This is a genomic window from Hymenobacter caeli (assembly GCF_013294115.1).
Lineage (GTDB): Bacteria > Bacteroidota > Bacteroidia > Cytophagales > Hymenobacteraceae > Hymenobacter > Hymenobacter caeli.
On sequence record NZ_JABSNP010000001.1, the window covers coordinates 116349 to 142181 of the forward strand.

25 protein-coding genes are annotated in these 25833 nt (G+C 64.7%); 17 read left to right on the forward strand and 8 right to left on the reverse strand.

Annotated elements, in window-relative coordinates; genetic code table 11:
* Positions 1 to 122 precede the first annotated feature (122 nt).
* Positions 123 to 3227: a PAS domain-containing hybrid sensor histidine kinase/response regulator gene (locus HNP98_RS00485; RefSeq protein WP_173808085.1), complete on the forward strand. Its 3105-nt coding sequence runs from the start codon at positions 123 to 125 to the stop codon at positions 3225 to 3227.
* A gap of 354 nt (positions 3228 to 3581) precedes the next feature.
* Here the strand turns inward: HNP98_RS00485 and HNP98_RS00490 are convergent, their stop codons facing one another.
* Positions 3582 to 4313 (reverse strand): LytR/AlgR family response regulator transcription factor, encoded by a 732-nt coding sequence (locus HNP98_RS00490; protein ID WP_173808086.1) that lies wholly within the window; start codon positions 4311 to 4313, stop codon positions 3582 to 3584.
* Positions 4314 to 4482: 169 nt separating this feature from the next.
* On the opposite strand from HNP98_RS00490, the gene HNP98_RS00495 reads away from it, so the two are divergent.
* From HNP98_RS00495 to HNP98_RS00530, 8 genes are all read left to right on the forward strand, one after another.
* Positions 4483 to 4962, forward strand: a complete 480-nt coding sequence (locus HNP98_RS00495) for a carboxypeptidase-like regulatory domain-containing protein (protein WP_173808087.1) — start codon at positions 4483 to 4485, stop codon at positions 4960 to 4962.
* Between the two features lie 519 nt (positions 4963 to 5481).
* On the forward strand, positions 5482 to 6030 hold the full coding sequence (locus HNP98_RS00500) for a nucleotide exchange factor GrpE (RefSeq protein ID WP_173808088.1): 549 nt from the start codon (positions 5482 to 5484) through the stop codon (positions 6028 to 6030).
* Between the two features lie 114 nt (positions 6031 to 6144).
* Positions 6145 to 7278, forward strand: a complete 1134-nt coding sequence (gene dnaJ, locus HNP98_RS00505) for a molecular chaperone DnaJ (protein ID WP_173808089.1) — start codon at positions 6145 to 6147, stop codon at positions 7276 to 7278.
* Positions 7279 to 7567: 289 nt separating this feature from the next.
* The gene (locus HNP98_RS00510) at positions 7568 to 8077 is read left to right on the forward strand and encodes an RNA polymerase sigma factor (protein ID WP_173808090.1); all 510 of its coding nucleotides are present in this window, start codon (positions 7568 to 7570) and stop codon (positions 8075 to 8077) included.
* A gap of 12 nt (positions 8078 to 8089) precedes the next feature.
* Entirely contained in the window at positions 8090 to 8737 is a 648-nt protein-coding gene (locus HNP98_RS00515; RefSeq protein ID WP_173808091.1) for a hypothetical protein, read from the forward strand.
* Between the two features lie 61 nt (positions 8738 to 8798).
* Positions 8799 to 9740, forward strand: coding sequence for an ABC transporter ATP-binding protein (locus HNP98_RS00520; RefSeq protein ID WP_173808092.1), 942 nt, complete (start codon positions 8799 to 8801; stop codon positions 9738 to 9740).
* 203 nt (positions 9741 to 9943) lie between these two features.
* On the forward strand, positions 9944 to 11347 hold the full coding sequence (locus HNP98_RS00525; RefSeq protein WP_173808093.1) for an ABC transporter permease: 1404 nt from the start codon (positions 9944 to 9946) through the stop codon (positions 11345 to 11347).
* Between the two features lie 85 nt (positions 11348 to 11432).
* On the forward strand, positions 11433 to 12314 hold the full coding sequence (locus HNP98_RS00530; RefSeq protein WP_246274899.1) for a ChaN family lipoprotein: 882 nt from the start codon (positions 11433 to 11435) through the stop codon (positions 12312 to 12314).
* Positions 12315 to 12714: 400 nt separating this feature from the next.
* Here HNP98_RS00530 and HNP98_RS00535 read toward each other — a convergent pair whose 3' ends face one another.
* From HNP98_RS00535 to HNP98_RS00555, 5 genes are all read right to left on the reverse strand, one after another.
* Complete coding sequence (locus HNP98_RS00535; RefSeq protein ID WP_173808094.1) at positions 12715 to 12990, reverse strand: hypothetical protein; 276 nt, start codon at positions 12988 to 12990, stop codon at positions 12715 to 12717.
* Positions 12991 to 13019: 29 nt separating this feature from the next.
* Positions 13020 to 13211: a hypothetical protein gene (locus HNP98_RS00540; protein WP_173808095.1), complete on the reverse strand. Its 192-nt coding sequence runs from the start codon at positions 13209 to 13211 to the stop codon at positions 13020 to 13022.
* A gap of 127 nt (positions 13212 to 13338) precedes the next feature.
* Entirely contained in the window at positions 13339 to 13602 is a 264-nt protein-coding gene (locus HNP98_RS00545) for a hypothetical protein (RefSeq protein WP_317171006.1), read from the reverse strand.
* Positions 13592 to 13849 (reverse strand): hypothetical protein, encoded by a 258-nt coding sequence (locus HNP98_RS00550; RefSeq protein WP_173808096.1) that lies wholly within the window; start codon positions 13847 to 13849, stop codon positions 13592 to 13594. Before HNP98_RS00550 ends, HNP98_RS00545 begins: the two co-directional genes overlap by 11 nt.
* Before the next feature lie 60 nt (positions 13850 to 13909).
* Positions 13910 to 14257, reverse strand: coding sequence for a HesB/IscA family protein (locus HNP98_RS00555; RefSeq protein WP_173808097.1), 348 nt, complete (start codon positions 14255 to 14257; stop codon positions 13910 to 13912).
* 164 nt (positions 14258 to 14421) lie between these two features.
* Here HNP98_RS00555 and HNP98_RS00560 point away from each other — a divergent pair, with 164 nt between their 5' ends.
* The 4 genes from HNP98_RS00560 to HNP98_RS00575 are packed head-to-tail and all read left to right on the forward strand — an operon-like array spanning position 14422 to position 16327.
* Entirely contained in the window at positions 14422 to 14958 is a 537-nt protein-coding gene (locus tag HNP98_RS00560; RefSeq protein ID WP_173808098.1) for a DUF7935 family protein, read from the forward strand.
* Positions 14959 to 14970: 12 nt separating this feature from the next.
* Positions 14971 to 15357, forward strand: a complete 387-nt coding sequence (locus HNP98_RS00565) for an Imm63 family immunity protein (protein WP_173808099.1) — start codon at positions 14971 to 14973, stop codon at positions 15355 to 15357.
* A gap of 9 nt (positions 15358 to 15366) precedes the next feature.
* The gene (locus HNP98_RS00570) at positions 15367 to 15900 is read left to right on the forward strand and encodes a 5' nucleotidase, NT5C type (protein ID WP_173808100.1); all 534 of its coding nucleotides are present in this window, start codon (positions 15367 to 15369) and stop codon (positions 15898 to 15900) included.
* A gap of 4 nt (positions 15901 to 15904) precedes the next feature.
* Entirely contained in the window at positions 15905 to 16327 is a 423-nt protein-coding gene (locus tag HNP98_RS00575; protein ID WP_173808101.1) for a hypothetical protein, read from the forward strand.
* Here HNP98_RS00575 and bshA read toward each other — a convergent pair whose 3' ends face one another.
* On the reverse strand, positions 16328 to 17464 hold the full coding sequence (gene bshA / locus HNP98_RS00580) for an N-acetyl-alpha-D-glucosaminyl L-malate synthase BshA (protein WP_173808102.1): 1137 nt from the start codon (positions 17462 to 17464) through the stop codon (positions 16328 to 16330).
* 293 nt (positions 17465 to 17757) lie between these two features.
* Between bshA and HNP98_RS00585 the strand changes: the two genes are divergently transcribed.
* From HNP98_RS00585 to HNP98_RS00600, 4 genes are all read left to right on the forward strand, one after another.
* Positions 17758 to 19647 carry a M1 family metallopeptidase gene (locus tag HNP98_RS00585; protein ID WP_246274900.1) on the forward strand — a complete coding sequence of 630 codons (1890 nt, stop codon included), beginning with the start codon at positions 17758 to 17760 and terminating at the stop codon, positions 19645 to 19647.
* Between the two features lie 262 nt (positions 19648 to 19909).
* Positions 19910 to 20209: a hypothetical protein gene (locus HNP98_RS00590; RefSeq protein ID WP_173808103.1), complete on the forward strand. Its 300-nt coding sequence runs from the start codon at positions 19910 to 19912 to the stop codon at positions 20207 to 20209.
* Positions 20210 to 20875: 666 nt separating this feature from the next.
* Positions 20876 to 22096 carry a T9SS type A sorting domain-containing protein gene (locus HNP98_RS00595; protein WP_173808104.1) on the forward strand — a complete coding sequence of 407 codons (1221 nt, stop codon included), beginning with the start codon at positions 20876 to 20878 and terminating at the stop codon, positions 22094 to 22096.
* Between the two features lie 109 nt (positions 22097 to 22205).
* Positions 22206 to 22787 carry a hypothetical protein gene (locus tag HNP98_RS00600; RefSeq protein ID WP_173808105.1) on the forward strand — a complete coding sequence of 194 codons (582 nt, stop codon included), beginning with the start codon at positions 22206 to 22208 and terminating at the stop codon, positions 22785 to 22787.
* A 231-nt stretch (positions 22788 to 23018) separates the two neighbouring features.
* Here the strand turns inward: HNP98_RS00600 and HNP98_RS00605 are convergent, their stop codons facing one another.
* Entirely contained in the window at positions 23019 to 25481 is a 2463-nt protein-coding gene (locus tag HNP98_RS00605) for a glycoside hydrolase family 2 TIM barrel-domain containing protein (RefSeq protein WP_217425606.1), read from the reverse strand.
* Positions 25482 to 25833 lie beyond the last annotated feature (352 nt).

The window sequence follows — 25833 nt, forward strand, 5'->3', positions numbered from 1 at the left end:
CGTGCAATAATTCCTGCCACCGCGCGGCGGAACCCCGGGGCGCGGCGCGCTTTGCCGTGGGTTCGCCGGGCCCCGGTACCGGGCCCGCGGCGTATTTTTAGGCTTCGCTAACCCGCCGCTCCATGCCCGCCGCTTCCGCCGCTGCTTCGCCCCTCGCCGCGGCCCAGGCCCGCATCCAAGCACTGGAAGCGGAGCTGCGCGCGGCCCAGGCCGCCAACCAGCAGCTGCGCGCGGCCGCGGCCCTGCCCGACCAAAACCCCAACCCCGTGCTGCGCTACGACGCGGCCGGCGAGCGCACCTACGCCAACCCCGCCGCCGAGCGCCTGCGCCACCAGTTGGGGCCCCCGGCGGCGGCGGCGCTGCGGGCGCAGCTGCGGGCGCTGGTCGCCCACAGCCTGCGTGCTGGCCACCCGTACCAAACCGAGCTGCGCCACGGGCCCCACGGGCTGCAAGTGTCGCTGGTGCCGGTGGGGCCCGACGGCTGCGTTAATGTGTACGTGGTGGACGTGACGGCCCGCCACGAAGCCGAGCAGCGGGCGGCCGAGCAGCAGGCGTTTTACGAAACCGTGCTCAACGAGCTGCCCAGCCAGATTGCCGTGTTCGGCCCCGACCAGCGCTACCGCTACCTCAACGCCCGCACCGCGCCCGACGCGGCCGAGCGTGCGCAGTGGCTGGGCAAAACCGTGCTGGACACGGCCGGCTTTATGGGCCGCCCGGCCGCGGCCGCCGCCACCCGGCACCGCCTGCTGGAGCAGGCCGTGGCCGAGCACCGCCAGGTGGAGTGGCAGGAAGCCCACACCGGGCCCACCGGCCGCGTCGAGCATTACCTGCGCTACTACCAGCCCGTGTTTGGGGCAGACGGCGGCTTGGCCTTCATCATCGGCAACAGCGTCGACATCACCGGCCGGGTGCAGGCCGAGGAGCAGCTGCGGGCCCAGCAAACCTTCACCGAGCTGGTGCTCGACACCACGCCCAACGTGATTTACGTGCGCGACCTGGCCCAGCACGTGCTGTTCCAGAACCACGCCTGCCGCGACCTGCTGGCCGTGCTGCGCCCCGCCGGGGCCCCGGCGCCCAACGGCGTGCAGGCCCACGAGCGGCAGGCCTACGCGGCCGATGACGCCCGCGTGGTGGAGCACCGGCAGGAGGTGGTGGCCGAAGACCGGGTGACGCTGCCCTCGGGCGAGGTGCGCTGGTACCACACCGTGAAGCGCCCCCTGCTGCGCCCCGACGGCGCGGTGCACGTACTGGGCGTGAGCACCGACATCACGGCCCTCAAACAGGCCCAGCACACGCTGGAGCGCAGCGAGAAGCGCTACCGCGACCTGATGCACTACGCCCAGGCCCTCATCTGCACCTACGACCTGGCCGGCACCGTGCTGTCGGCCAACCCCGTGCTGGCCGCCCTGCTGGGCCCGCCCGCCGCCGAACTGGTGGGGCAGTCCGTGGCCGCCTACCTGCTGGCCGAAGACCGGGAAAAATTTGCCGGGTACCTGGCCCGCATCGCCGCCGCGGGCGAGGCCGAAGGCGTGCTGCGGGTGCGGCCCCGGGGCGGCGAGCAGCTGCGCTACCTGCTCTACCACAACTTTGTGGTGCGCGAACCCGGCCAGGCCCCCTACGTTATTTCGCACGCCCACGACATCACCGGACGCATTCTGGCCGAGCAGGCCACCCAGCGGGCCCGCGACGAAGCCGAAGCCACGGCCCGCGCCCGCGAGAATTTTCTGGCCAACATGAGCCACGAAATCCGCACGCCCATGAACGGGGTGCTGGGCATGACGGCCCAGCTGGCCAAAACCCGCCTCGACCCGCGCCAGCACGAGCTGGTGCGCGTGGTGCAGGCCTCGGGCCAACACTTGCTGGTGGTGCTCAACAACGTGCTCGACATGGCCAAAATCACGGCCGGCAAGCTGGACCTGGAGCAAACCGTCTTCAACCTGTGCGACTCGCTGGCCGAAGCCCTGCACCCGCTGGCCGTGCAGGCCCAGGAAAAGGGCCTGGCCTTTCACAGCACCCGCCTGCGCGACACCTGCCCCGTGCCGTGGGTGGTGGGCGACCCGCACCGGCTCAACCAAATCGTGCTTAACCTGGTGAGCAACGCCGTCAAGTTCACCGCCCGGGGCAGCATCGCGGTGAAGGGCGAGCAGCTGAGCGAAACCGCCGATACCCTGACCGTGCGCTTCAGCGTGCAGGACACCGGCGCGGGCATTGCCCCCGACAAGCAGGCCCTCATCTTCGAGAGCTTCACCCAGGCCTACGCCGACACGGCCCGCCGCCACGGCGGCACGGGCCTGGGCCTGAGCATTTCGCGGGCCCTGGTGGCGCAGATGGGCGGCACGCTTACCCTGGAAAGCGCCGCGGGCGCGGGCAGCACGTTCGCCTTCGTGCTCACCCTGCCCCGGGCCCCGGCGGCCACCGGGCCGGCCCTCGCCGCTGGGGCCCCCGCCTACGACACCGGCCGGCTGGCCGGGGCCCGGGTGCTGCTGGTGGAAGACAACGACGTGAACCGCACCGTGGCCCGGATGCTGCTCGAACCCTGGGGCGTGCGGCTCGACGAGGTGCCCGACGGCCTGGCCGCCCTGGCCCAACTGGCCGCCGCGCCGCCCTACGACGTGGTGCTGATGGACATCCAGCTGCCCGGCCTGAGCGGGGTGGAGGTGACCCAACGGCTACGCCAGCTGCCCGACCCGGCGCGGGCCGCCACGCCCGTCGTCGCCCTCACGGCCAACGCTTTCCGGGCCGACGTGGAGCGCTACCTGGCCGTCGGCTTCAACGCCTACCTGGCCAAGCCCTACGGCGAGGTAGCCCTGTACGACACCATCGCGGCGCTGCTGCCGGCCGCCGCCCCGGCCTACGACCTGGTCCACCTGCGCCAGCTGGCCCAGGGCCGCGAGCAGTTCGTGGTGAAAATCATCCGCTCGTTTCTGGCCAACGCGCCCGCCAGCCTGGCCGAGCTGCGCGCCGCCGCCGCCGCCGCCGACTGGGAGCGGGTGGCGCGGGGGGTGCACCACATCAAACCCAACCTGCTGGCCCTGGGCATCAAGCAGCCCGCGGCGGCCATCGAGCTGCTCGAGTGCCTGCACCACGCCCGCCCCGCCGGGGCGGTGCGCCCCGCCCCGGAAGCGCTGCACGGGGCCCTGGCGGCGGTGCTGGGGGCCGTGGGCCAGGCCCTGCGCCAGCTGCCCGCCGAATTGCCCGCCGAATTGCCCGCCGGCCTGCCCGCCTAAGGCCCGCAAAATTGGCCCAGCCCGGCCGCAACCCGCTGAAAATGTGTTAACTTAGCTAGGGCCCGCCGCTCGCCGGGGCCTTGTGCCCGCGCGGCATTACACCGGGCGGTGGGCCACGAATTTCGACGGTTCGCATAGCGCGGCGGTTGGTCGAACGAGCAACGGTGCCCGGGGCCGGGGGCCGGGGTAGCTTCGAGTGAAACGGTTGAAAAAGCCACAAATTCTACTCATTACGTCCTAACCAAGGGTTCTGCTGCTATAAAAGCACGTCTCCGCCACTGATTTTTATGGGTGATGAAGCGGCCCTGCCCCCGACGCGGTGGCCCGGTTGCGCCGGGCGCTGGGCGGCGGGCGCTACAGGTTGCGCAGGCTGCGGTAAAATTCTTCCTGGTACGACTTGCCCACCGGCACTTCGTAGGGCCCCAGCCGCAGGGTATTATCTTCCACCGCCTCGATGCGCTGGGTGTTGACGATGTAGGAGCGGTGCACGCGCTGGAAGTGCGCGAAGGGCAGCCGCTCTTCCAAGGCCTTGAGGGTGGCGTACACGATGTGCTTCTGGGCGGCCGTCACGAGCACCGAATACGTGGACATGGCCTCGATGAACAGCACGTCGCCGAAGTTGAGGCGCACGAGCTTGTTGTTTACCTTCACAAACAGGTGCTGGTCGGGGCTGCCGGGCGCGGGCAGCACGGCGGTGGCTTCGGGCGGCGGGCTGCGGCGCGCCACCACCCGCGCCACCGCCTGGTGGAAGCGGGCAAAATCCACGGGCTTCACCAGGTAGTCGGCCACGTGCAGGGCGAAGGCTTCCACGGCAAAGTCGCGGTGCGAGGTGACAAGCACGATTGCGGGGGCCGGCTGGGGCAGCGCCCGCACCAGGTCGAGGCCCGAGAGGTGGGGCATTTCGATGTCGAGCAGCAGCAGGTCCACCGGCGGGTGGGTGCGCAGGAAGTTCAGCGCCTGCACCCCGTCGGCCAGCGAGGCCACCAGCGTGAGCGATTCGGTCAGCTCGACCAGGTGCTCGAGCGTGAGCCGGTTCATCTCGTTGTCGTCGATGACGGCGCAGGTGAGGGGCAGGGCGGGGAGCATGGCCGGATTAGATGGAACCGTTCATAGAGGCAAAAGTAGCCTTCGCCTGGAAAATACATTCATTCAGAATATTATTCAATAACAAGGTTTTAATGGGGATAGGTTTGCTTCCGATAGTTCGCCAAGCTACTCGTCTGCCCGCACCCTCCCAACCTTTTTTTGGTCCGTTATGCGCTTCGCCTCCCTGCTCCTCGCCGCCGCGCTGTTTTTTGTGGGGCTTGCTGCCGAAGCGGCGGGGGGCGGGGCAGGGGCGCGGGGCGGAACGGCTGCTGGCGCCCGGCGCACGGCGGTAAGGCGTACAACGGTGCGGCGCGTTCGCACGGCGCGGGTGTCGCGCCGCGCCGTGACGGCCCTATGCCCCGTGGCGGTGGCCCCCGCCAAGCGGTTTTTGGCCGAGCCCCAGCCCCTGCTGTTGCACGGCTCGGTGACGGCCGGCGGACGGCCCCTGCCCGGGGCCACGGTGTGGGTGGCGGGCAAGCTGAAGCAGATGGGCGTGGCCGATGCGCAGGGCAACTTCACCCTGCTGCTGCCCGACAACGGCCCGGTGCAGCTCAACTACGAGGCCGTGGGCTACCGGCGTGCGCGGGTGGTGCTCGACGTGCCCAGCACGCGCACGCTGCCGGCCGTGGGCCTGCTGGCCACCCGCTAGCCGGCGGGGCCCCGGCGTGCGGCCCCGCCCGGGTGGGGCCCCTACGCCGGAGGGCCCCTTTTTTAAGGGCGCAGCGGCCCAGCCCGCTTGCCGTTGAACGGCACCGTGAAGGTTGCCAAAACCAGGAAATGCCTGCCCGGTACGCCGGTGGCCGACGCCGGGATGCCGGCCGCGGCCGCTTACGGGAGGTTGCGGCCTTAGGGGGCCGGTCGGGGCCTGCACTTTAGGACTGGCTTCATAAGTCATTGGGTTCGGTTGCGGCGGCCGGGCAAGGAAATTTTTCCGGTGGGGGAGGCGTGCGCGGGAATATTCAACCGCCTGTCAACCGACTGATTGAAGAGCGGAACGTGCAGCAGGGAATCTAAAATTGGTTTGGTAAATGCCAAAGAGTGAATGAAGCGGCAAGAAGTGCCCGTGCCACAATGGCAGCCCCCGCGCCTTTGGCAAACTCCTTGCGCCCGGCCCTTTGCCGCAAGGCCCAACCCCGTGAAAAACCCATTCCGACGCATATTTCCGACAATGGCCAACGATAACAACCTGCCCCAGGACGACAACCTGACCGCTGACCCTGCCCACGCCGCTGGCGAAATGGCCGACGGCGAAACCACCGATACCGACGCCGCTGGCTCCCGCGCCGACGCCGAGCTGGCCGACCTCAAAGACAAGTACCTGCGCCAGGCCGCCGAGTTTGAGAACTACAAGCGCCGCACCACCAAGGAGCGCCTGGAGCTGTTCAAAACCGCCAACCAGGAGTTGATGACGGCCCTGCTGCCGGTGCTCGATGATTTTGAGCGGGCCCGCGCCGCCACCCTCGCCACCCCCGACGCCGACGCCGTGCGCGAAAGCATCGCCATCATCTACAACAAGCTCAGCAAAACCTTGCAGCAGAAAGGCCTGGTGCCGATGGAGGTGAAGGGCGGCGACTTCGACGCCGATTTGCACGAGGCCATCACCCAGATTCCGGCCCCGAGCGACGATTTGCGCGGCAAGATTGTTGACGAGGTAGAAAAAGGCTATTACTTGGGCGACAAGGTGATTCGCCACGCCAAAGTGGTGCTGGGGCAGTAAATTGCTGGTCTTGGGCCAGCCGGTAACCGGACGAGCCTTCGGACCTACGCAACTCAATGAATACTCTACAAGTCGTGATACTGACTATTTAGTACTGACTATTAATTACCTATCATGGCAGCCAAGGCAGATTATTACGAGGTACTGGGCGTGGCCCGCACCGCGGCCGGCGACGAGATTAAGTCGGCGTACCGCAAGATGGCCATCAAGTACCACCCCGACAAAAACCCCGACGACCCCACGGCCGAGGACAAATTCAAGGAGGCGGCCGAGGCCTACGAGGTGCTGAGCAACGCCGACAAGCGGGCCCGCTACGACCGGTTTGGGCACCAGCAGGGCGGCGGCGGCGGGGCCCCCAACATGGAGGACATTTTCTCGCAGTTCGGCGACATTTTCGGCGGCGGGGGCGGCGGCTTTGAAGGTTTCTTCGGCGGGCAGCGGGGCGGCAAGCGCGTGCGCAAGGGCTCGAACCTGCGCATCAAGCTGAAGCTCGATTTGGAGGAAGTGGCCAACGGCGTCGAGAAAAAGATTAAGGTGAAGCGCTACGTGGCCTGCGCGCCGTGCGGCGGCACCGGGGCCAAAAACGGCACCGAGCTGAAAACCTGCGCCACCTGCCAGGGCCAGGGCCAGGTGAAGCGCGTGGTGAACACCATGCTGGGCCAGATGGTGAGCAGCAGCACCTGCCCCACCTGCAACGGCGAGGGCAAGACCGTGACGGCTACCTGCGACGTGTGCAAGGGCGAAGGCCGCCAGCTGCACGAGGAAGTGATTCCGATCAACATCCCCGCCGGCGTGGCCAACGACATGCAGCTGAGCATGAACGGCAAGGGCAACTACCCCGAGCGCGGCGGTGTGCCCGGCGACCTGCTCATCCAGATTGAGGAGGAGCCGCACGAGTTCCTGAAGCGCGACGGCAACAACATCATGTTCGAGCAGTACATCTCGTTCGTGGACGCCGCCCTGGGGGCCAACCTGGAGGTGCCCACCATTGAGGGCAAGGTTAAAATAAAGGTGGACCCCGGCACCCAGCCGGGCAAAATCCTGCGCCTGCGCGGCAAGGGCATCAAGGACCTGAACGGCTACGGCCGTGGCGACCAGCTCATCCACCTCAACGTGTGGACGCCCAAGGCCGTGAGCAGCGAGGAGCGCGACCTGCTCGAAAAGCTGCGCGACTCGCAGAACTTCGTGCCCCACCCCGGCAAGAACGAGAAGGGCTTTTTCGAGAAAGTGAAGGAATATTTCCAGTAAGCCCGCCGGGCTTTTGGAGAAACGCCCCGCTTGGCTTCGGCCGGGCGGGGCGTTTTTGTGGGGGGGTGTGGGGCCCCGTTCAGCGGCACCTCACCCCCTAGCCCCCTCTCCAAAAAAGAGGGGGGACTAGCTCTAGAATCCAGCCTAAAACTAAAGACTAGTTCCCCCTCTTTTTTGGAGAGGGGGCTAGGGGGTGAGGTGCCGCTGAACGGGCAAACCCAAACTTTTCCCAGCACCCTGTAATGCGCGGCGGCGGGCGGCGATTAACTTCCCGAAATTACCGCTCCGCATGACCGCCGTTGCTCCTTTGCCCGACTTCGTGGGAGCCCTGCAAACGTACCAGCCGCTGCTGCGCCGCGTGGCCCGCTTGTACTGCCAGGATGCCGACGACCGCCAGGACCTGTTCCAGGAAATTGTGCTCCAGCTGTGGCGGGCGTGGCCGCGCTACGTGCCCCAGCCGGGCGCCCAGCTCAGCACCTGGCTCTACCGCGTGGCCCTGAACGTGGCCGTGAGCAACCTGCGCCACCGCACCCGCCACCCAGCGCCCGGGGCCCTCGGCGCCGACGCGCTGCAAGTGGCCCAGGCCCCCGAAGCCGCCGCCTTTGAGCCCGAAGAAACCGCCGCCCTGTACCGCGCCATTGCCCGGCTGTCGGAGGTCGACAAGGCCTTCGTGCTATTGTACCTGGAAGACCGGCCCTACGAAGAAATGGCTGAAATACTGGGTATTACCCAAAACAACGTGCGCGTGAAAATGCACCGCGTGCAAGAAAAGCTCCGTCAATTATTGGTTCGCCGCTAAGCCTTATTCATTATGGAACTCGACGATTTGCGCCGGCAGTGGCAGCAGCCCGCGCCATCTGCTTCGGCCGCGCTCACCCTTGCTGAACTCAGTGCCTTGCTGACCCGGCAACGGGGCAGCCTGGTAGATAAAATGCGTCGCAATGCGCGGTGGGAAGCCGTTGGGACGGCATTGCTTGCGGCAGCCACGGTCGGATTCCTGCCCTTTGTGCCGGAGCTGGGCTTGCTGCCCCACCTGCTGCTGCTGCTGACTTTCGTGCTGCTGTACTACTACTACCGCGTGCTGGGCGCGCTGCGCCAAATGACGAAAATTACCGGTAGCGTGCGTAATCATTTGGCACGGCTTTGCGCAGGGTTGCGGCAGATGCTGCGTTTCAATTACGGCCTGACGTTGGCGATGGTGCCCATTACTTTGCTGGTGACGCTCGGCCTGCCAATGGGGCGCGAGCTAGCACGGGTTGGCCAGGAAATACTGCGCCACCAGCCGGTTCATTGGGGACGCTTGCCGCTCTTGACGGGCATACTGCTTGGGGCGGGCGGGCTGGTGCGGGCGCTGGTAATACCGGTTACCCGTTGGCAACTCCAACGCCTCTACGGCCAGCACCTCGACCGCCTCGAAGGCCAACTGCGCGAGCTGGACGAGCCGCCCCCCGGGGCCTGAGTTGGGGCCCCGGCTATTCATGCGTATTCTTGCAACTTCCTATACTTCCTTTTTTTCGGCTATGACTCCTATCCTCGAAGCCCTGGACGTGCGCAAAACCTACGCCGCCCACACCGCCCTCGACGGCGTGAGCCTCGCCATTCCTGAGCAGAGCATCTTCGGGCTGCTGGGGCCCAACGGGGCGGGCAAAACCTCGCTCATCCGCATCATCACCCAGATTACGGGGGCCGACGGGGGCGAAATCCGCTTTCGGGGCCAGCGGCTGGGGCCCGCCCACATCGGCGAAATCGGCTACCTGCCCGAGGAGCGGGGCCTCTACAAAAAGATGCAGGTAGGCGAGCAGCTCCTCTACCTGGCCCGGCTGCGGGGCCTGACCCGGGCCGACGCCGTGGCCCGCATCAAGCAGTGGCTGGCGCGGCTCGACCTCACGCCCTGGGCCCAGAAAAACGTGGAAGACCTCAGCAAGGGCATGCAGCAGAAGGTGCAGTTCATCGCCACGGTGCTGCACCAGCCCAAGCTCATCATCCTCGACGAGCCGTTCTCGGGCTTCGACCCCATCAACGCTAACCTGATAAAAGACGAGATTCTGGACCTGCGGGCGCAGGGGGCCACCATCATCTTCTCCACGCACCGGATGGAATCGGTGGAGGAGCTGTGCGACAGCATCGCCCTGATTAACAAGTCGCGCAAGGTGCTCGACGGGCCGGTGTCGGCCATCAAAAACCAGTTCAAAACCAACACCTACGAGGTGGAAGGCAAGGGCCGCCCCCTCCTCACGCACCCCGATTTTGAGGTGGTGGAGCAGAAAGCCCGCGAAAACGACCACTTCTACGCCCAGGTGAAACTGCACGCCGGCGTGACGCCCAACGAGCTGCTGCGCTTCCTCATCGGGCAGGTGGAGGTGCACGCCTTCCGCGAGCGGATTCCGAGCATCAACGAGATTTTCATCCAGCGCGTGGGCGAAACCATGCCCGAAACGGCCCCGGCCGAAGCCGCCAGTTGAACATCGAACGGAAGGTCGTCATGCCGAGCGCAGCCGAGGCATCTCGCGTGCTTCGTTGCACGGATTGATTCACTGCCGCACGCGAGATGCCTCGGCTGCGCTCGGCATGACGGTCAATTTTGAATGGCAAGCCTTCCCAAACAGCTTCGCTTCGACAAACTCGGCAGGACATCCTGAAAACCACGTATAACCTACCCCTCGTCATGGACAAAATCTGGCTCATCATTCAGCGCGAATACCTGACCCGGGTGCGCAAAAAGAGCTTTCTGGTGATTTCGCTGCTGGCCCCGGTGCTGCTGGCGGGCTCGTCGCTGGCCATCGCCAAGCTGGGCGGAGGCGGCTCGCCCGACGTGGTGGCCGTGTACGACGAAAGCAATTTGCACCTGCTGGCGCACCTCGTGAATACCGACGACGTGCAGTTCGTGCCCGCGCTGGGCGCGTCGCTGGCCGCGTCGGAGGAGGCGTTTAAAAAGGCCAAAACCAAGGAGGACGCGCTGCTGTACGTGCCGGCCAGCGTCAGCATCGACAGCACCGGGGGCGTGCAGCTGCTCGGCAACGGCAACGTGCCGCTCCGGCGGCAGAGCAACGTGCGGGCGGCCGTGAGCAAAGCCCTGGGGGCCCTGAAGATGGAGCGCTCGGGCCTGAAGCAGTCCACCATCGACGACTTGCAGGCCCGCATCGAGCTGACGGCCGTGGACCTGACGCGGCAGGGCGACGGGCGCAACGACGTGCGCACCACCACCAGCATGGCCTACGTGCTGTCCATTCTGGTATACTTTTTCATTTTCGTGTACGGCGTACAGGTGATGCGCGGCGTGAGCGAGGAGAAGTCGAACCGCATCATGGAGGTCATGATTTCGTCTGTGAAGCCGTTCCAGCTCATGATGGGCAAAATCCTGGGCATCGCGGGCGTGGTGCTCACGCAGTTCGGGCTGTGGCTGGCGCTCTCGTGGGGCCTCACCACGGTGCTCGTGCCGCTGCTGCTCAGCGACAAGCCGGCCGCTGTGGTGGCCGCCCGCCCCGGGGCCCCCGCGGCAGTGGTCCCCCCCGCCGTCAACGACCGGCCGCTGGTGGCCAATACCACGCCCAGCAGCGCCGCGGCGGCGGCCGACGCGCCGCCCGTGGCCGCGCCGCGCCCCGGGGCCCCGTTCAGCATCTGGGCGCTGCTGGACGGCTTGCCCATCGGCCGCATCATCGGCGGGTTCCTGTTCTTCTTCCTGGGCGGCTACCTGCTGTACTCGGCCATGTTCGCGGCCATCGGCTCGGCGGTGGACGACCAGACGGACGCCCAGCAGTTCATGTTTCCGGTCACCATTCCGCTCATCCTCAGCTACGTCGTGAGCATCAACGTCATTATCAACGGCGACCCCAACGGGCCCCTGGCGTTCTGGCTGTCGATGATTCCCTTCACTTCGCCCATTGCCATGGTGATGCGCCTGCCCTTTGGGGTGCCGCTGTGGCAGCTGCTGCTCTCGGGCACGCTGCTGGTGGCCGGCTTCGTGGGCGTGACGTGGGTGGCGGCCCGCATCTACCGGGTGGGCATCCTCATGTACGGCAAAAAAGTAACCTACAAGGAGCTGGGCAAGTGGATGTTCTATAAAGGGTAGGGTTTTCGCAACCGACTTCGGGGCCGGGTTGTTGGTAAGCGCGACGGGCTACCCGCTTCACCCCCTGCGAAACCTCCCCAAAACCTTGCAAAACCTCGCGCTAAAACTCGTCTGCCTGCTGGCCCTGTGCAGTTTCACGCTGGGCGACCGGCCCGCCTACCGCCTCTTCACGGCCGACAACAAGGCCGCCGACTACGACCAGATGGTGGCCGACCTGGCCCAGGCCGACGTGGTGCTCTTCGGCGAGCAGCACAACGACCCGCTGGCCCACTGGCTGGAGCTGCAGGTGGCCAAGGACTTGCAGCGCCTCAAGGGCCCCGGCAAGCTCGTGCTGGGGATGGAAATGTTCGAGCGCGACGTGCAGCCGCTGGTGGCCCAATACGCCGCCGGCACCCTGCCCGACTCGGCCTTCGAGCGCCAGGCCCGCCCCTGGCCCAACTACGGCACCGACTACCGCCCGTTGCTGCAATTCGCCCAGGCCCACCAGATTGCCGTCATCGGCACCAACGCCCCCCGGCCCTTCGCCCAGACGGTGGCCCGCGGCAGCCTCGCTGCCCTCGACAAGCTGCCCGCCGCCGACCGGGCCCTGCTGGCCCCGCTGCCCATTAAGGTGGACTACGAGCTGCCCGGCTACAAAAACATGGCCGCCATGTTCGGCGGGGGCAGCGGCCCCCACGGCGGCGGGGCCCAGACCGTCATCCAGGCCCAGGCCCTGAAAGACGCCACAATGGCCTACTTCATCCGCGCCAGCCGCCAGCCCGGCCAAACCCTGCTCCACCTCAACGGCAGCTACCACTCCGACCACCACGACGGCATCGTGGCCTACCTGCGCCAAGGGGGCCCCGCGCTCAAAGTGCGCACCCTCAGCGTGGTGACGCAGGCGCAGCTGGACCGGTTGGACAAAGACAACCTCAACGTGGCCGACTACGTGGTGGTGGTGCCGGAGGACATGAACAAGACGTACTGAGCGGGCCGGCGGCAGCTTCCGGCGGCGCGGGCCGGTGCTGATTTAGCAATGCAAGCCCCCGTAAAATAACGCTAAAAGGCGGGCGGAATTAGCGCCAGCAGTTCTTTGAGGCGTTTTTCGGAGATGCTGTCCTGTCCGGACTTATCGTAATCGAAAGCAGGTAAACCGTTTCCGCCACGCCACCACGCAGGTGATGACGCGGGCCCCACCGCTGCTCCCCTTCCCCTTACTAGCAATTTTCAGCCGGATTTTGTAGCAGTTTTGCCCGAGGGCGGTGCCGGTTCTGGGCATTTCAGCCAGTATATCGTTCAATGCGTAAAGCTCCGCTTTTAAAGAAATGTATCGCTTTAGCAACGGCTTAGCCTCCCGCTGGAACGCCTCGATGGCCTGAACCCTGAAACTATTCAACTTCGTCAAGGAATTGCTTGAGAGAAATGGCCTGCTTGCGGCCGGCCATAATTTCTTTCATCTCCCCAATGGCCTCCACTAGGTCGCGCTCGGCTTTGGTGCGGGGAATGAGCTTGTTGGCCGCGGCCTTGGCGGCCTTGGTAGCGGCGCTAAGCGGCGCTTCGGCGGGGGCGGCAACTACCCGGGCCTTAATCTTCATCTTTTTGAGGAGCGCCGTAAGGAGCTGCAAATCGGCTTCCGAAGCCGGGGTCACAACCAAAGAGTCCATGCGAAAGTGAATGAAGGGTGGGACGGGGCTCAGGGCGTGTCGGAGCCTTGGGGCCCGGCCTTTGCCAGGGCCCCGGCCAGGTTGCGCTGAAACTGGGTGGCCGCCGCGGCCGGCTCGGTGAGGACGATGCCGTACTGCTTTTGCAGCTGCTCCCAGTCGGCGATGGCAATGAAGACACCGGTAATTTTCCCTTTCTCGTCCGACAGATATTTAACGTCCATACCAGAGGCTTTTAGGAGAGGTAAAAATCCCCAGGGGCATTGCCAGGGCTTTTTTCAGGGGTTAATAGTGGGAATCTCGCTCACGAGGGCCAGCAGCTCCGCGTCGGAAATGTTGGCCTGCTCCGATTTATCGTAAATCGACAGCAGGTAAACTTCGGCCGCCACGGATACAACGCAGGTAATTACCCGGGCCGCCGCTTTTGCCCTTGCTTTTGCTGGCGATGCGCAGGCGAATCTTGTAGCAGCCGTGGCCCAGGCTGGTGCCCTGGGTGGGGTCGGTTTCCAGCACCTCAAGCAAATTATCAATTTCCTGCCGGAGCGAAGGATATTTTTTGAGCAAGCGTTTTAGCTCGCGTCGAAAAGATGCTATCGTTTCGACGCTATGGCTCATTATCCAATTCGGCTAAAAGCTGGTGCAACGGGTACTTCGGTATTTTGCCGGCTTCCATGAGCTTCATTTCGCGCACGGCCTCGCGGAACTCCTCCTTAAAGCGCTCCTTGGCCGCTGCGCCGGGGGCCGCTGCTTTCTTGGCAGCGGCCGGCTTTTGCAGGCTTTTCTGGATGCGCTCCCATTCCCGGATGGGCACCAGCACGGCCGTTTGCTTGCCGGCCGCATCCAACACGAACTGAACGCTCATACCAAACGGGTTTAAATCAGCGAAATCGCAGCCAATCAATCAGTTGAAAGCAGCGGTTGTTTAGGCCGAGAACGACGAGCCGCAGCCGCAGGTGCTCTTGGCCTGGGGGTTGTTGAACACGAAGCCGCGGGCGTTGAGGCCGTCCTGGAAGTCGACTTCCATGCCCATCACGTACATGGCGTGCTTCTTGTCCATGATGAGCCGGAGGCCGTCGAGGTCGTAGGTTTCGTCCTGGTCCTTGGCTTTGTCGAAGCCGAGCAGGTAGCTCATGCCCGAGCAGCCGCCGCCCTGCACGCCGATGCGCAGGCCGTAGTCGTCGGGGACGTTTTTTTCCTGGATGATATTCTTTACCTCGACCACGGCGCGGTCGGTGAGGCTGATGGGGGCGAGGGTTGCGACGGTGGCCATACGGAATTACGGAGGAATGGTAAATGGAACAATTACAAATATACAAACGGCGCGGGCCGGTGCATTGGTTCTTGCAAACAGGCGCGGAAGGGCGGCGGTTCAGGGCGTAGTTTTGCCCGGCCGGGCCCCGGGCCGGTTTTACTCCCTATCCTTTTATTCGTTCTATGGATTCGCCCGCTTACCTTTTCGAGCTGCTCAAAATTATCCTGCCCGCCCTCATCGTGGCCGGCTCTATCTACCTGCTGTTCAAGCAGTACCTGGAGAAAGACCAGCAGCGCCGCCTCATCGAGATGCGGCTCGACAGCAGCAAGGCCACGCTGCCGCTGCGCCTGCAGGCCTACGAGCGGGTGGTGCTGCTGCTCGAGCGCATCTCGCCCAACAACGTGCTGGTGCGCCTGAGCAGCGCCGGCCAAACCGCCCCCGACTTCCACCGGCTGCTGCAACAGGAAATCCGGGCCGAGTACGAGCACAACATCTCGCAGCAGCTCTACCTCTCGGCCGACACCTGGGCCTTGGTGCGCGAGGCCAAGGAAAGCGTGCTTACGATGGTGAACCGCGCCTACCACGGCCTGCAAAACCCCGCCCAGACCCGCGGCACCGAGCTGGCCAAGCGCATCCTCGAAGGCCTGATGACCGACGCCGCCGAGCCCACCGCCCAGGCCCTGGCCGCCGTAAAGCGCGAGGCCGCCAGCCTGTTTTAAGCGAGTGCCCCGATGACCCTGGCCGCCGTTGAAACCGTTGTACGGGCCCTGGGCCAGCTGCTGGGGGCCCCGGCCGCGCTGCTGCCCACGTTTGGCCGCAACGAAGACTACGCCCGGCCCGAGGTGCGGGCCGATGCGGCCGGGTACCACTTCGTGGTGGTGGAGCGCGGCCAGGAAGTGGCGCACGAGGTTTTCCAGCACCTCGAAGAATTGCTGTTTGTAATATTCAGCGCCGTTACCTTCTCGATGGCCAGCCAATACGAGCTGCGCCACCGGGTGGCCGGGCAGGACACCCGCATTCTGTTATTTGCCCGGCAACTTGAGTTGCTCGCGCGGCTCGATGTAAGCTTTGCCGACCGGCTGCGGCCCCGGTACCACCAGCTGCTCGCCAGCGCCTAACGCCCACCTATGCCCCCCAAAACCCGCATTGCCGTTGACATGGACGAGGTAATGGCCGACTCCATTGCCCGCTTTCAGGAGTGGTACGGCCGCGACTTCCAGCGGGAGCTGACCCTGGAAACCCTGCACGGCAAGGACGCCGCCGACGCCGTGGCCCCCGAGCACCAAGCCGCCCTGCGGGCCTACCCCAACGCGCCCGGCTTCTTCCGCGACCTGCCCGTGGTGGCCGACAGCCAGGACGTGCTGCGCCGGATGGCCGAGCGCTACGAGCTGTTCGTGGCCACGGCCGCGATGGAATTTCCCAACTCGTTTTTGGACAAGTACCACTGGCTCCAGCAGCATTTTGCGTTCATTCCGTGGCCGAACTACGTGTTCTGCGGCGACAAGCGCATCCTCAACGCCGACTACCTGATTGACGACAACGCCTACAATTTCGACGGCTTCCGGGGCGAGGGCCTGTTGTTCAGCGCCCCGCACAACGCCCACACCACGGGCTGCCGCCGGGTGAACAGCTGGCGGGAAATAGCGGACATTTTTCTGTAAGCCGATGGGGGTCATCAACTGGTTGCGGGCGCTGGGCACGGCGGGCCTGGCCCTGCCGGTGGGCATGCTGCTGTTTGGCTGGTACCGCAGCCTGTACCGGCCGGGGCCCTACGGGCGCTGGCTGGGCGCCGGGCTACTGCTGGCGGCGCTTTTCGGCTACTACTACGCCGGACCGGTGCGCTACCCCGCCGCCGGCACCGTGGCGGGGCTGCTGGTGCCGCCCACCTTCGTAGTGGCGTTTGGCCTGGTCAACTGGCTGAGCGAGCGGCTCAACGGCCGGCCGTTCATCCTTCCCAACCGGCCCACGATGACGCCCGCCGAGCGCACGGCCCTCAACGCCTCCGACCTGGCGGGCTACGCCCTGCTCATGCTGGCCTCCTACGGCATGTTTTTTTACTGGTCGGTGCAAATCGGCCAGCGCCCGTAGCTACACCGCGGCCAGGGTGGCGGCGATGGCGCGGCGGTAGCAGTCCTCGTACAAGGGCACGATGTTGGCCACGGCAAACTCCTCGGCGCGGGCGCGGGCGGCGGCCTTGAAGCGGGGCAGGTTGGCGTCGTCGAGCACGTAGAGGGCGTTTTTCACCATGTCGTCCACGTCGCCGATGTTGCTCACCATGCCGGTCACGCCGTTGATATTCAGCTCGGGGATGCCGCCGGCGTTGGTGCTCACCACGGGCACTTCGCAGGCCATGGCCTCCAGGGCGGCCAGGCCGAAGCTCTCGTTTTCGGACGGCATCAGGAACAGGTCGCCCACGCTGAGCACTTCCTCCACGGCCTCGAGCTTGCCCAGGAAACGGATGTCGCGCTGGCAGTCGAGGTCGCGGGCCAGCTTCTCCATGCGGTTGCGGTCGGGGCCGTCGCCCACCAGCAGCAGCTTGGCGGGGATGACGGCCCGCACCCCGCAGAAGATGCGGAGCACGTCTTCCACGCGCTTCACGGCCCGGAAATTACTGGTGTGGACGAGCAGCTTCTCGCCCTCGGGCGCAATGGCGGCCCGGAAGTGGCTCTTGTCCTGCTTGCGGAAGCGCACGAGGTCGATGAAGTTGGGAATCACCTCCACTTCTTTTTCGATGGGGAACGACTCGTAGGTCTCGCGCCGCAAGTCGGCCGATACGGCCGTCACGCCGTCGCTCTGGTTGATACTGAACGTGACCACCGGCTCGTAGCTGGCGTCTTTGCCCACCAGCGTGATGTCGGTGCCGTGCAGCGTGGTAACGACCGGGGCCGCGATGCCGCGCGCGCGCAGAATCTGCTTGGCCAGGAAGGCCGCCGAGGCGTGCGGAATGGCGTAGTGCACGTGCAGCACGTCGAGCTTTTCGTTCTGCACGATGTCCACCATTTTGCTGGCCAGGGCCGACTCGTAGGGCGGGAACTGGAAGAGCGGGTACGCCGGCACGTACACCTCGTGGTAGAACAGGTTTTCGTTGAAGAAGTCGAGCCGCACCGGCTGGCTGTAGGTGATGAAGTGGACGCGGTGGCCGCGCTGGGCCAGGGCCTTGCCCAGCTCAGTGGCCACCACGCCGGAGCCTCCGTAAGTGGGATAGCAGACGATGCCGATGTTCATAAAAAAAGCGGGCAGTGGTGGGAATTCGGTAATCGGCCGGGCCGCCGTTCGTTGCGGGCCGTCCGCCGCCGGGCGGGGGCGGACCGCCGCGAAGGAAAAATAAGCGCGGGGGTAACCGGGCCGCCCGGCAGATGTTGCCGCGCGGCCCGGGCGGAGGTTGGCCGAGGTCTCTACGTAGTTGGTCGGTAAAACAGGGGAATTGTTGCAGCGGGCGGGATAAAAAAATGATTTTCCGCCCGGCAGCGGCTTGCTTTGCGTATGCGTTGCGTTCGTTTTTCTGACCTCCCTGCCGCTTGAATAACCGTTTTTTCCGGCGCAGCGGGCCTTTGGCCCTGCTGTTGGCCCTGCTGGCCCTCGGCGGCCGGGCCCAGTCGCGACTGCCCATTCCGCGCAATTTGCTGGCCACCTACGGCAAGGGCACCCGCACCGAAGCCGGGGCCCCCGGCCCGCGCTACTGGCAAAACACGGCCGCCTACGACATCGACGTGGCGTACAACCCGTCGTCGCGCCGCCTCTCGGGCACGGTGGACATCGTGTACCAAAACAACAGCCCCGACACGCTGCGCCAAATCTGGTTCAAGCTCTACCCCAACCTGTACCAGGAAGGGGCCCCGCGGGTGAACCGCATCGCGGCGGAAGACGCGGGCGACGGCGTGCAGATTCAGGACCTGGCCATCGGCGAGCAGCGCTACGACGTGCGCCAGCTGCCCATCGACGCCACCAACCTGCCCGTGCCGCTGGCCGCGCCGCTGCTGCCCCGGCAAAGCGTGAAGGTGGCCATCGCCTACGCCTACACCCTCAACCTGGGCTCGCACAACCGCACCGGCGAGGTAGAGCCGGGGGCGGCGTTCGTGGCGTACTTCTTCCCCCGCATTGCCGTGTACGACGACATCGACGGCTGGAACCGCTGGCCCTACACCGGCGTGGCCGAGTTCTACAACGATTTCTGCACGTTCAAAGCGTCCATCACCGTGCCGCGCAACTACGTGGTGTGGGCCACCGGCGACCTGGTGAATCCCGGCGAGGTGCTGGCCAAAAAGTACATCGACCGCCTGCACCAGGCCGAGCAGACCGAGGGCGTGACGACCATCATCGACAGCACCGACGTGCGGCGGCGCGACGTGACCAACCCCGACGCGCAGAACGCCTGGCGCTTCGAGGCCCGCGACGTCACGGACTTCGTGTTCGCCACCGCCGACCACTACGTGTGGCAGGCCGCCAGCCCCGTGGTGGACCCCAAAACCCAGCGCCGCACCCGCGTCGATGCCGTGTACTCGCCCCTGCACCGCGACTACAAAGACGTGATGGACATTGCCCGGCGCACGGTGCTGGCCATGAGCTACACGTTTCCGAAGTGGCCGTTTCCGTACAGCCACGAAACGGTGTTCGACGGCCGCGACCAGATGGAGTACCCGATGATGGTGAACGACAACCCCAGCGCCACCCGCCCCGAGGCCATCACCCTCACCGACCACGAGATTTTCCACACGATGTTCCCGTTCTACATGGGCATCAACGAGACCAAGTACGGGTGGATGGACGAGGGCTGGGCCACCATCGGCGAGTGGCTGATTTCCAGCCTGATTGACCCCGCCCTGGTGGATTCCTACGGGATGCAGCCCTACAACTTGGCCGCCGGCACCGAGGCCGACCCGCCCATCGTGACGCTCAGCAGCCAGCAAACCGACCAGGCCTTTTTCCTGAATTCGTACCCCAAGCCGGGCCTGGGCTACCTGTTCGTGAAAGACCTGCTGGGCGACGAGCTGTTCACCAAGGCCCTGCACACCTACATCCGCAACTGGCACGGCAAGCACCCGATGCCCTACGATTTCTTCAACTCGATGAACGCCGGGGCGGGCCAAAACCTGAACTGGTTCTGGCAGCGCTGGTTTTTCGACGACGGCTACCCCGACCTGGCCATTGCCCGCGTGACGCGCCCCGCCGGGGGCGGCGACATCGTAATCGAAGCCAAGGGCACCAAGCCCGTGCCCATCGACCTGCTCATCACCTTCGCCGACGGTACCACCCAGAAAATTCACCGCACCATCGCCGTGTGGCAGGCCGGGGCCCGCACCGTGGCCGTGCCCGTGGCCGGTAAAAAGCCTATCCAGCAGGTGGTGCTCGGCAGCCTCTACGTGCCCGACAGCTTCCCGAAAGACAACGTGTGGGAGGCGGCGAACTGAGCCGTTCGCAGGTTCGCGCACCGCCCGCCCCGCAGGGGCGGGGCGGCCCCCGCCCCACTCCCGTGGCCCGGCAAGGGGTTCATTCAGCGACGGGCGGGGGCCACTCCTGCGCCCCACAGCTTCCCACTACCCCCCAGCTTAAAGACCGTTTCTATGCAGCGCGGGGGCATACTTGAGTACAAAAATTTCAAATTATTATTTCATTAGTAGTTCACAAGGCTGGCTGGCAAGGTAATTTTGGGGCTGTCCTTCAAAATACTATATGCCACAAACTTCTACCAAGCACTGCTTTCGCGCCACCAGCGCGGCCACCCTCTTCTTTGTGTTGACCGCCTTCGCCAGCTTTGGCCAGGCACGCTACACTTGGACCGCCTTCATTGATTCCAACTGGGGTACTGCCGGTAACTGGTTGCCCCTCCGGGTGACGCCAGCGGCCAGCGACGTTCTGATGTTCGATGGAACCATTACAACAAGTACCAGCGTAAACCTGGACTTCGCTGCTTCGCAAACCATTGGGCAACTGATTTTTAGCAATAACGTGCAAGCCACGTTGAATATATGAGATATCAAAACGCTCGTCATCGGGGCCCAGCCCCCGGCCGTGGGCTTGCAGCTGGATGCCGGTACGCTGGTGAAAGTTGTGGGCACGCAGGGGAGTAATTCGGCGTTAAAAATTCAGATGGCCACCACCGCTCGGGCGGGTATTGCCGGCCGGCTGGAGTTTTTGGGCCCCATTGGAAATACTGCCATTACTTCCAGTAGCACCCACACATTAATTTCCCCTACAATGGGGGCCGTCGAATTCATGAACGGTAGCTACTTTTTAGCTGGCTTAAAGTTTGGCGGCAATCCTTTCGGTTCAGCCAAAGGAAGTACGGGCTCGGTAGTATTTCACGCCGGAGCCACGTGTGAGCAGAGCAGCGGCGCTAGTCCTTTCGGCGGGAATACCTACGATGTTATCAGCCTTGATCCCCGTAGCTTGTTCCTGTACACCTCCAATGGCTCGAATGAAATCGGGCTGGCGGGCCATTCCTTCGGCTATCTAAGGCTCAATACCACCCGGACAATGGTGAACACTACTTACAGCACCGAGCCAACGACTATAGTAAATGACTTAATTGTTTCAGGTGGGGCTCACACCATCGACGTTGCCCAGCTTGATTTGAAAGGGAATCTTGTGCTAGACGGGGGCAGTCTGGCCTTCGTCCCCATTCCCGCTAACAAGCTATTGCTGACTTTAAACGGTGCGGCGGCCCAAACCATCGGTGGCACCGCCAGCAGTCCCTTGACGCTGCCTTCTAACGTGACCCTGGTGTTGAACAACCCGGCGGGCCTCGCGCTGCAACGCCCGCTGCAAGTGAACGGTACCCTCACGCTCACCAGTGGCCTGGTCTCTACAACCGCTGCCAACGGCCTGACCCTGGGGGCCGCCGCCATGATAAGCGGCAGCACCACCAGCTTCATCAACGGGCCATTGAGCCTGATGCAAGCCGGTACAGTGGTCAATTTAACCTTCCCAATCGGCAGTGGTAGAGCTTACCGGCCGCTCACGCTCACCGGGCAGCAGGCGGACGCGCCCACCACTTACACGGCCCAGCAATTCAACCAGGCCCCGGTGGCCCGGGCTTTTCCCACGGCGGCCGGTAGCGTGCAGCGGGTGTCGCGGGTGCGCTACTTCAACATCACCAACAACGGGGCCACCAATTTTTCCCAAGGGACGGTCACGCTTAAATACGACGTTGACGACCAGGTAGATGCCACTGGTAAGCTGCGCATTGCCAAGAGCGACAACGCCGGTAACTGGCTCGACCTGGGCGGCACGGGCACCGCGGCCCCGGTGGGCAGCATCACGAGCACGGTACCGTTCGCGTCGTTCAGCGATTTTGTGCTGGCCAGCACCGAGGCCACCGGTGGCGCGGGCAACAACCCGCTGCCCGTCGTCCTCACCGGCTTCACGGCCCGGCGGCAGGGGCCGGCGGTGTTGCTGGAGTGGGCCACGGCCAGCGAGCGGAACAACAGCCGCTTCGAGGTGCAGCGGAGCGCCGACGGGCAGGCGTTTGCCACCCTGAAAACGGTGCCGGGCAGCGGCAGCAGCACCGCGGCCCATGCTTATAGCTGGCTCGACGCCGATGCAGCCGGCGGGCCGCTCTACTACCGGCTGCGCCAGGTGGATGCGGACGGCACCGCCACCTACTCGCCGGTGGTAGCCGTGCTGCCCGACGCGGCGCAAACCGGCGTGTTTCCCAACCCGGCGCAGCAGCACATCCGCTTCGGGGCCCCGGCCGGCAGTGCCTACCGCGTGCTGAACGCGCTGGGCCAGCCGGTACTAACCGGCCGCGCCCCGGCCGAAGGCACCGCGCTCGACCTGCCCGGCTTGGCCCCCGGAATCTATTACCTGGAAATCAGCAACGCGCAGGGTCAGGTGCGGCACCGGTTCATTAAAGAATAGCCCGCACCCCGCTACGGAAAGCACCGTTGCGCTTATCCCCTGCGCCGCTGGGCCACGTATAAGCCAGTGGCCCGGGCAGGGGTGGCACCATCCTGGTTGGACCCAACGCATGAGGAAGTTTCTTTCGTTACTTTTCCCGCTGCTGGCGGGCTGTACTTGCCAGGAAGTGGTGCTCACGCCCGACGAGCGGGCGTGGCTCGCTGCTTATGCGCCGGGCGCGGTGGTGGCCTTCCGCAGCAACCGGGGCGCGACGAACACGCTCACGGTGCAGCCCCGGCAGGAGTGGCACGAAAACACCGACTGCAACTACCTGGAGGCGGGGCCCTACCAACCCATTTTCAGCCAAATAGTGCTGCGGCTGGGCACCCAGTACGACGATAAAAACCGGGACCTGGTAGTGAACCTGCACAAAATCACGCCGAAGATTCCGGGCGACCTCAAGTTTTACCTGGCCGGGCTGGAGTGCACTACTCCTGCCCAGCTAGGTGCGCCCGGGGCCAAGCTGGCGCGGCAGGCCTGCACGCTGGCCACCACGGGCAAAACCTACCCGGACGCCTACGTCTTTCGCAACGGGAGCAACGGCACAAACCGCGGCAACCAGCGGATGCAGGCATTTTACTGGGACAAGCAGGACGGCCTGATTCGGTACGAGCTGGCCGACGGCGAAGTATTCGACCGGGCCCCGCGCTGAGCAGGATTTGGGGTCTTTTGCCGAGTTGGGCCAAGCAGGGGCCAGCCTCAATACTGCCCTAGCCCTGCCAGGGCCCCGGCAATTGTTGCCTAGCGGCTGCCACTCAACAATCCCAGGAGTAGCACCGGTTCGTGAAAGCCGGGGCGAACCGGTGGCGTTTCTTAGTCGCCAGTGCATCAGTGGGCGGGCCTGCTGGGCCAGGAGTGGGGCCGTTGCCCCAGTAGTAACAGCTCACTTTAAGCCGATTACCCTGCCAGGAGCATTAACGGGTTTGCGCGCCGTGAGCTGAATAGTATCGGATTGGAGATTTCCGGACGACGCGGTTATTCGAATGGTGCCGGGCTGGTCGCGGGAGCGGACAACCGCCAGGGCCAGCCCGCTGAACGCCTGGCGCTGTTTGCTCTGCATGGTGGTGCGGTCCTGCGGGTTGCCGTTGTCGGTGCCCGCCAGCGTGCCCGCGCCTTCAACTTTAAACTCAATGAGGTTGTCCGCGTTCGGAACCACTAGGCCCTTGGCATCCAGGACTTCCACTTTTACGTCGGCAATGTCCCAGGCGTCGGCGTCGATGGTTTTTTTATCCACCGACAGCCGAAGGGCCGCCGGGGGCCCGGTGGTGCGCACTTCTTCGCTTACCGTGGTGCCGTTTTTCCTGCCCACCAGCTTCAGTGTGCCGGGTTCGTAGGGCACGTCCCACGAGAGGTGCAGGTCGGACGTGGTGGCGTTCACGAAGGGATGGGCGAATTTGTTGTTGCCGCCGGAGTTGCCCTGCTGCGGAAAGGCCACCGATTTACTGCCGAAGGATTTCCCGTTGACGAACAGCTCCACGCTGTCGCAATTCGTGTAAGCCACCACGGGAATCACCTGGCCTTCGCGGCCGGCCCAGTTCCAATGGGGAAACGCGTGCACCATGGGCTTATCGGTCCACTGGCTTTGGTAGAAATAGTAGCTGTCCTTGGGAAAGCCGCACAGGTCGATGACCCCCGAGCTGGAGCTCTTGAACGGCCAGTGGGCCTCGCCGAGGTGGTCGATGCCCGTCCACATGAAGTCGCCGATGACGTAGTCGTGCACGGCCGTGAACTTCCACAGCTGCTCGGCCTTCACCATGCTGGTGTTGTAGCTGCCGGGCCGGAAGCCCGGCCGCCCGACGACTTTGTCCGAGGCCAGCCGGTACACGCCGCGCATGCTGTAAATGGAGCCGTTTTCGGTGCCAATCACTTTCCAGGCCGGGTGTGCCTGCTTGTCGATGCTGTAGTACAATTCCCGGCGGTTGAGCCAGCGGTCCACGTAGTTGTACCCCACCACGTCCTGCAAGTCCAGGAAAGCAGGGGTGGCCGGGTACTCCACGTCCGCAATCCGGTCGTTGCCCACCGTCACCGGCCGGGTCGGGTCTTCTCGGTGAAAGGTGGCGAGCAAGTTTTTGAGCACTTCTACGCCCCGCGCTTTGCCCTGGTCCAGCACCTCGTTGCCCGCGCTCCAGATGACGATGGACGGGTGGTTGCGGTCGCGGTGGAGCATGGACACCAGGTCGGGCTGGGAATTTTCAGCGAACAGGGTGTGGTAGCTGTACTGGACCTGGCCTTTGGCAATTTCCCATTCGTCGAAGGCTTCGTCCATCACCAGGAACCCCATCTGGTCGCACAGCTCCAGGAAGTCCGGGTCGGGCGGGTTGTGGGCCGTGCGGATGGCGTTGCAGCCCATGGCCTTCAGCGTTTGCAAGCGCCGGACCCAGGCCTGCCGGGGCACCGCCACGCCCAGGCAACCGGCATCGGAATGCAGGCATACGCCGTTCATTTTCACGTGTTTGCCGTTCAGCAAAAACCCCTTGTCCTGGTCGTACTCGATGCGCCGGATGCCGAACGAAGACGTGGTGTTGTCGCCCACCTTTTTCCCGGTCAGCACCGACGAATGCAGCGTGTAGAGCGCCGGCGTGGCCACCGACCACAGGGCGGGCGCGGTTATTTTCAGGGTTTGCGCAACGTCGGTGCTGCCGGCGGCGGCCAGGGTAACCGGCGTATCGACCACGCCAACCGTTGCGCCGGCCGCATTCTTGACGACCGACCGCAGCACAATGTTTTGGGGGGTTGGCAGGCTATTCTCCACCGTCGTGCGGACGGCCACGGTGGCCGCCGCCGAATCGGCCGCCGGCGTGGTGATGTACGTGCCCCACTGGGCCACGTGCACGGGATTGGCAACGTTGAGCCACACGTGCCGGTAGATGCCCGAGCCGGAATACCAGCGGTTGTTGGGCTGAAGGGAGTTGTCGACCCGGACGGCAATAACGTTCTCGCCTTTGCTGAGGAAAGGCGAGAGGTCGTAGTAAAAGCCGGTGTAGCCAAAAGCGTGTTTGCCCAGCGAGTGCCCGTTGAGCCACACCTCGCTGTTCATGTAAACGCCTTCAAACTCCACCCAGCATTTCTGGCCGTTCGAGAGCTGCGGCAAACGAAAGTGCTTGCGGTACCACCCGATGCCCGCGGGCAGGTACCCGCCGTAGCCCGTCGTGGGGGCATCTTCCTTGAATTCGCCCTCGATGCTCCAGTCGTGCGGCAGGTTCAGGGCCCGCCACGGCCGGTCGTCAAAATCTATTTTGTCGGCACCTTGTGCATCCGCCTGGATAAACTGCCAGCCGTAGTCCAGCAACAGGCGCTGCCGGGGCCCCGGCGCGGCCAACGAGCGCGCCCCGGACAGGGCCGCCACCAAAAGAAAACCGAGGAAAAGCAAACGTTTGTGCATGGCTAGGCTTTGCGTTGATTGAATAAATTGAGCCGGTACGGGAACGAAGCAAGCGGCACCCGCGGGGAGAATCAGTGGTTGCGGCCGACCGAAACGCCCCTGACTATCACGAGCTAAAAACTTCCGGTGAGCCACGGAAAAGTGTTCCGCCCGGCGGTGCCCTATTTAAGGCACGTTTTTCAATGGGGGTCCATTTACCGCATTTTTGCGGGGTAAATGAGGATTTTATACCACAAAACGGGGCATTGACCGCCGGTTGCCAGGCGCTGGAGCGGTTCCCGTGCTACGTCGCTTCACGGGGGGGGCCGGCCGCCGA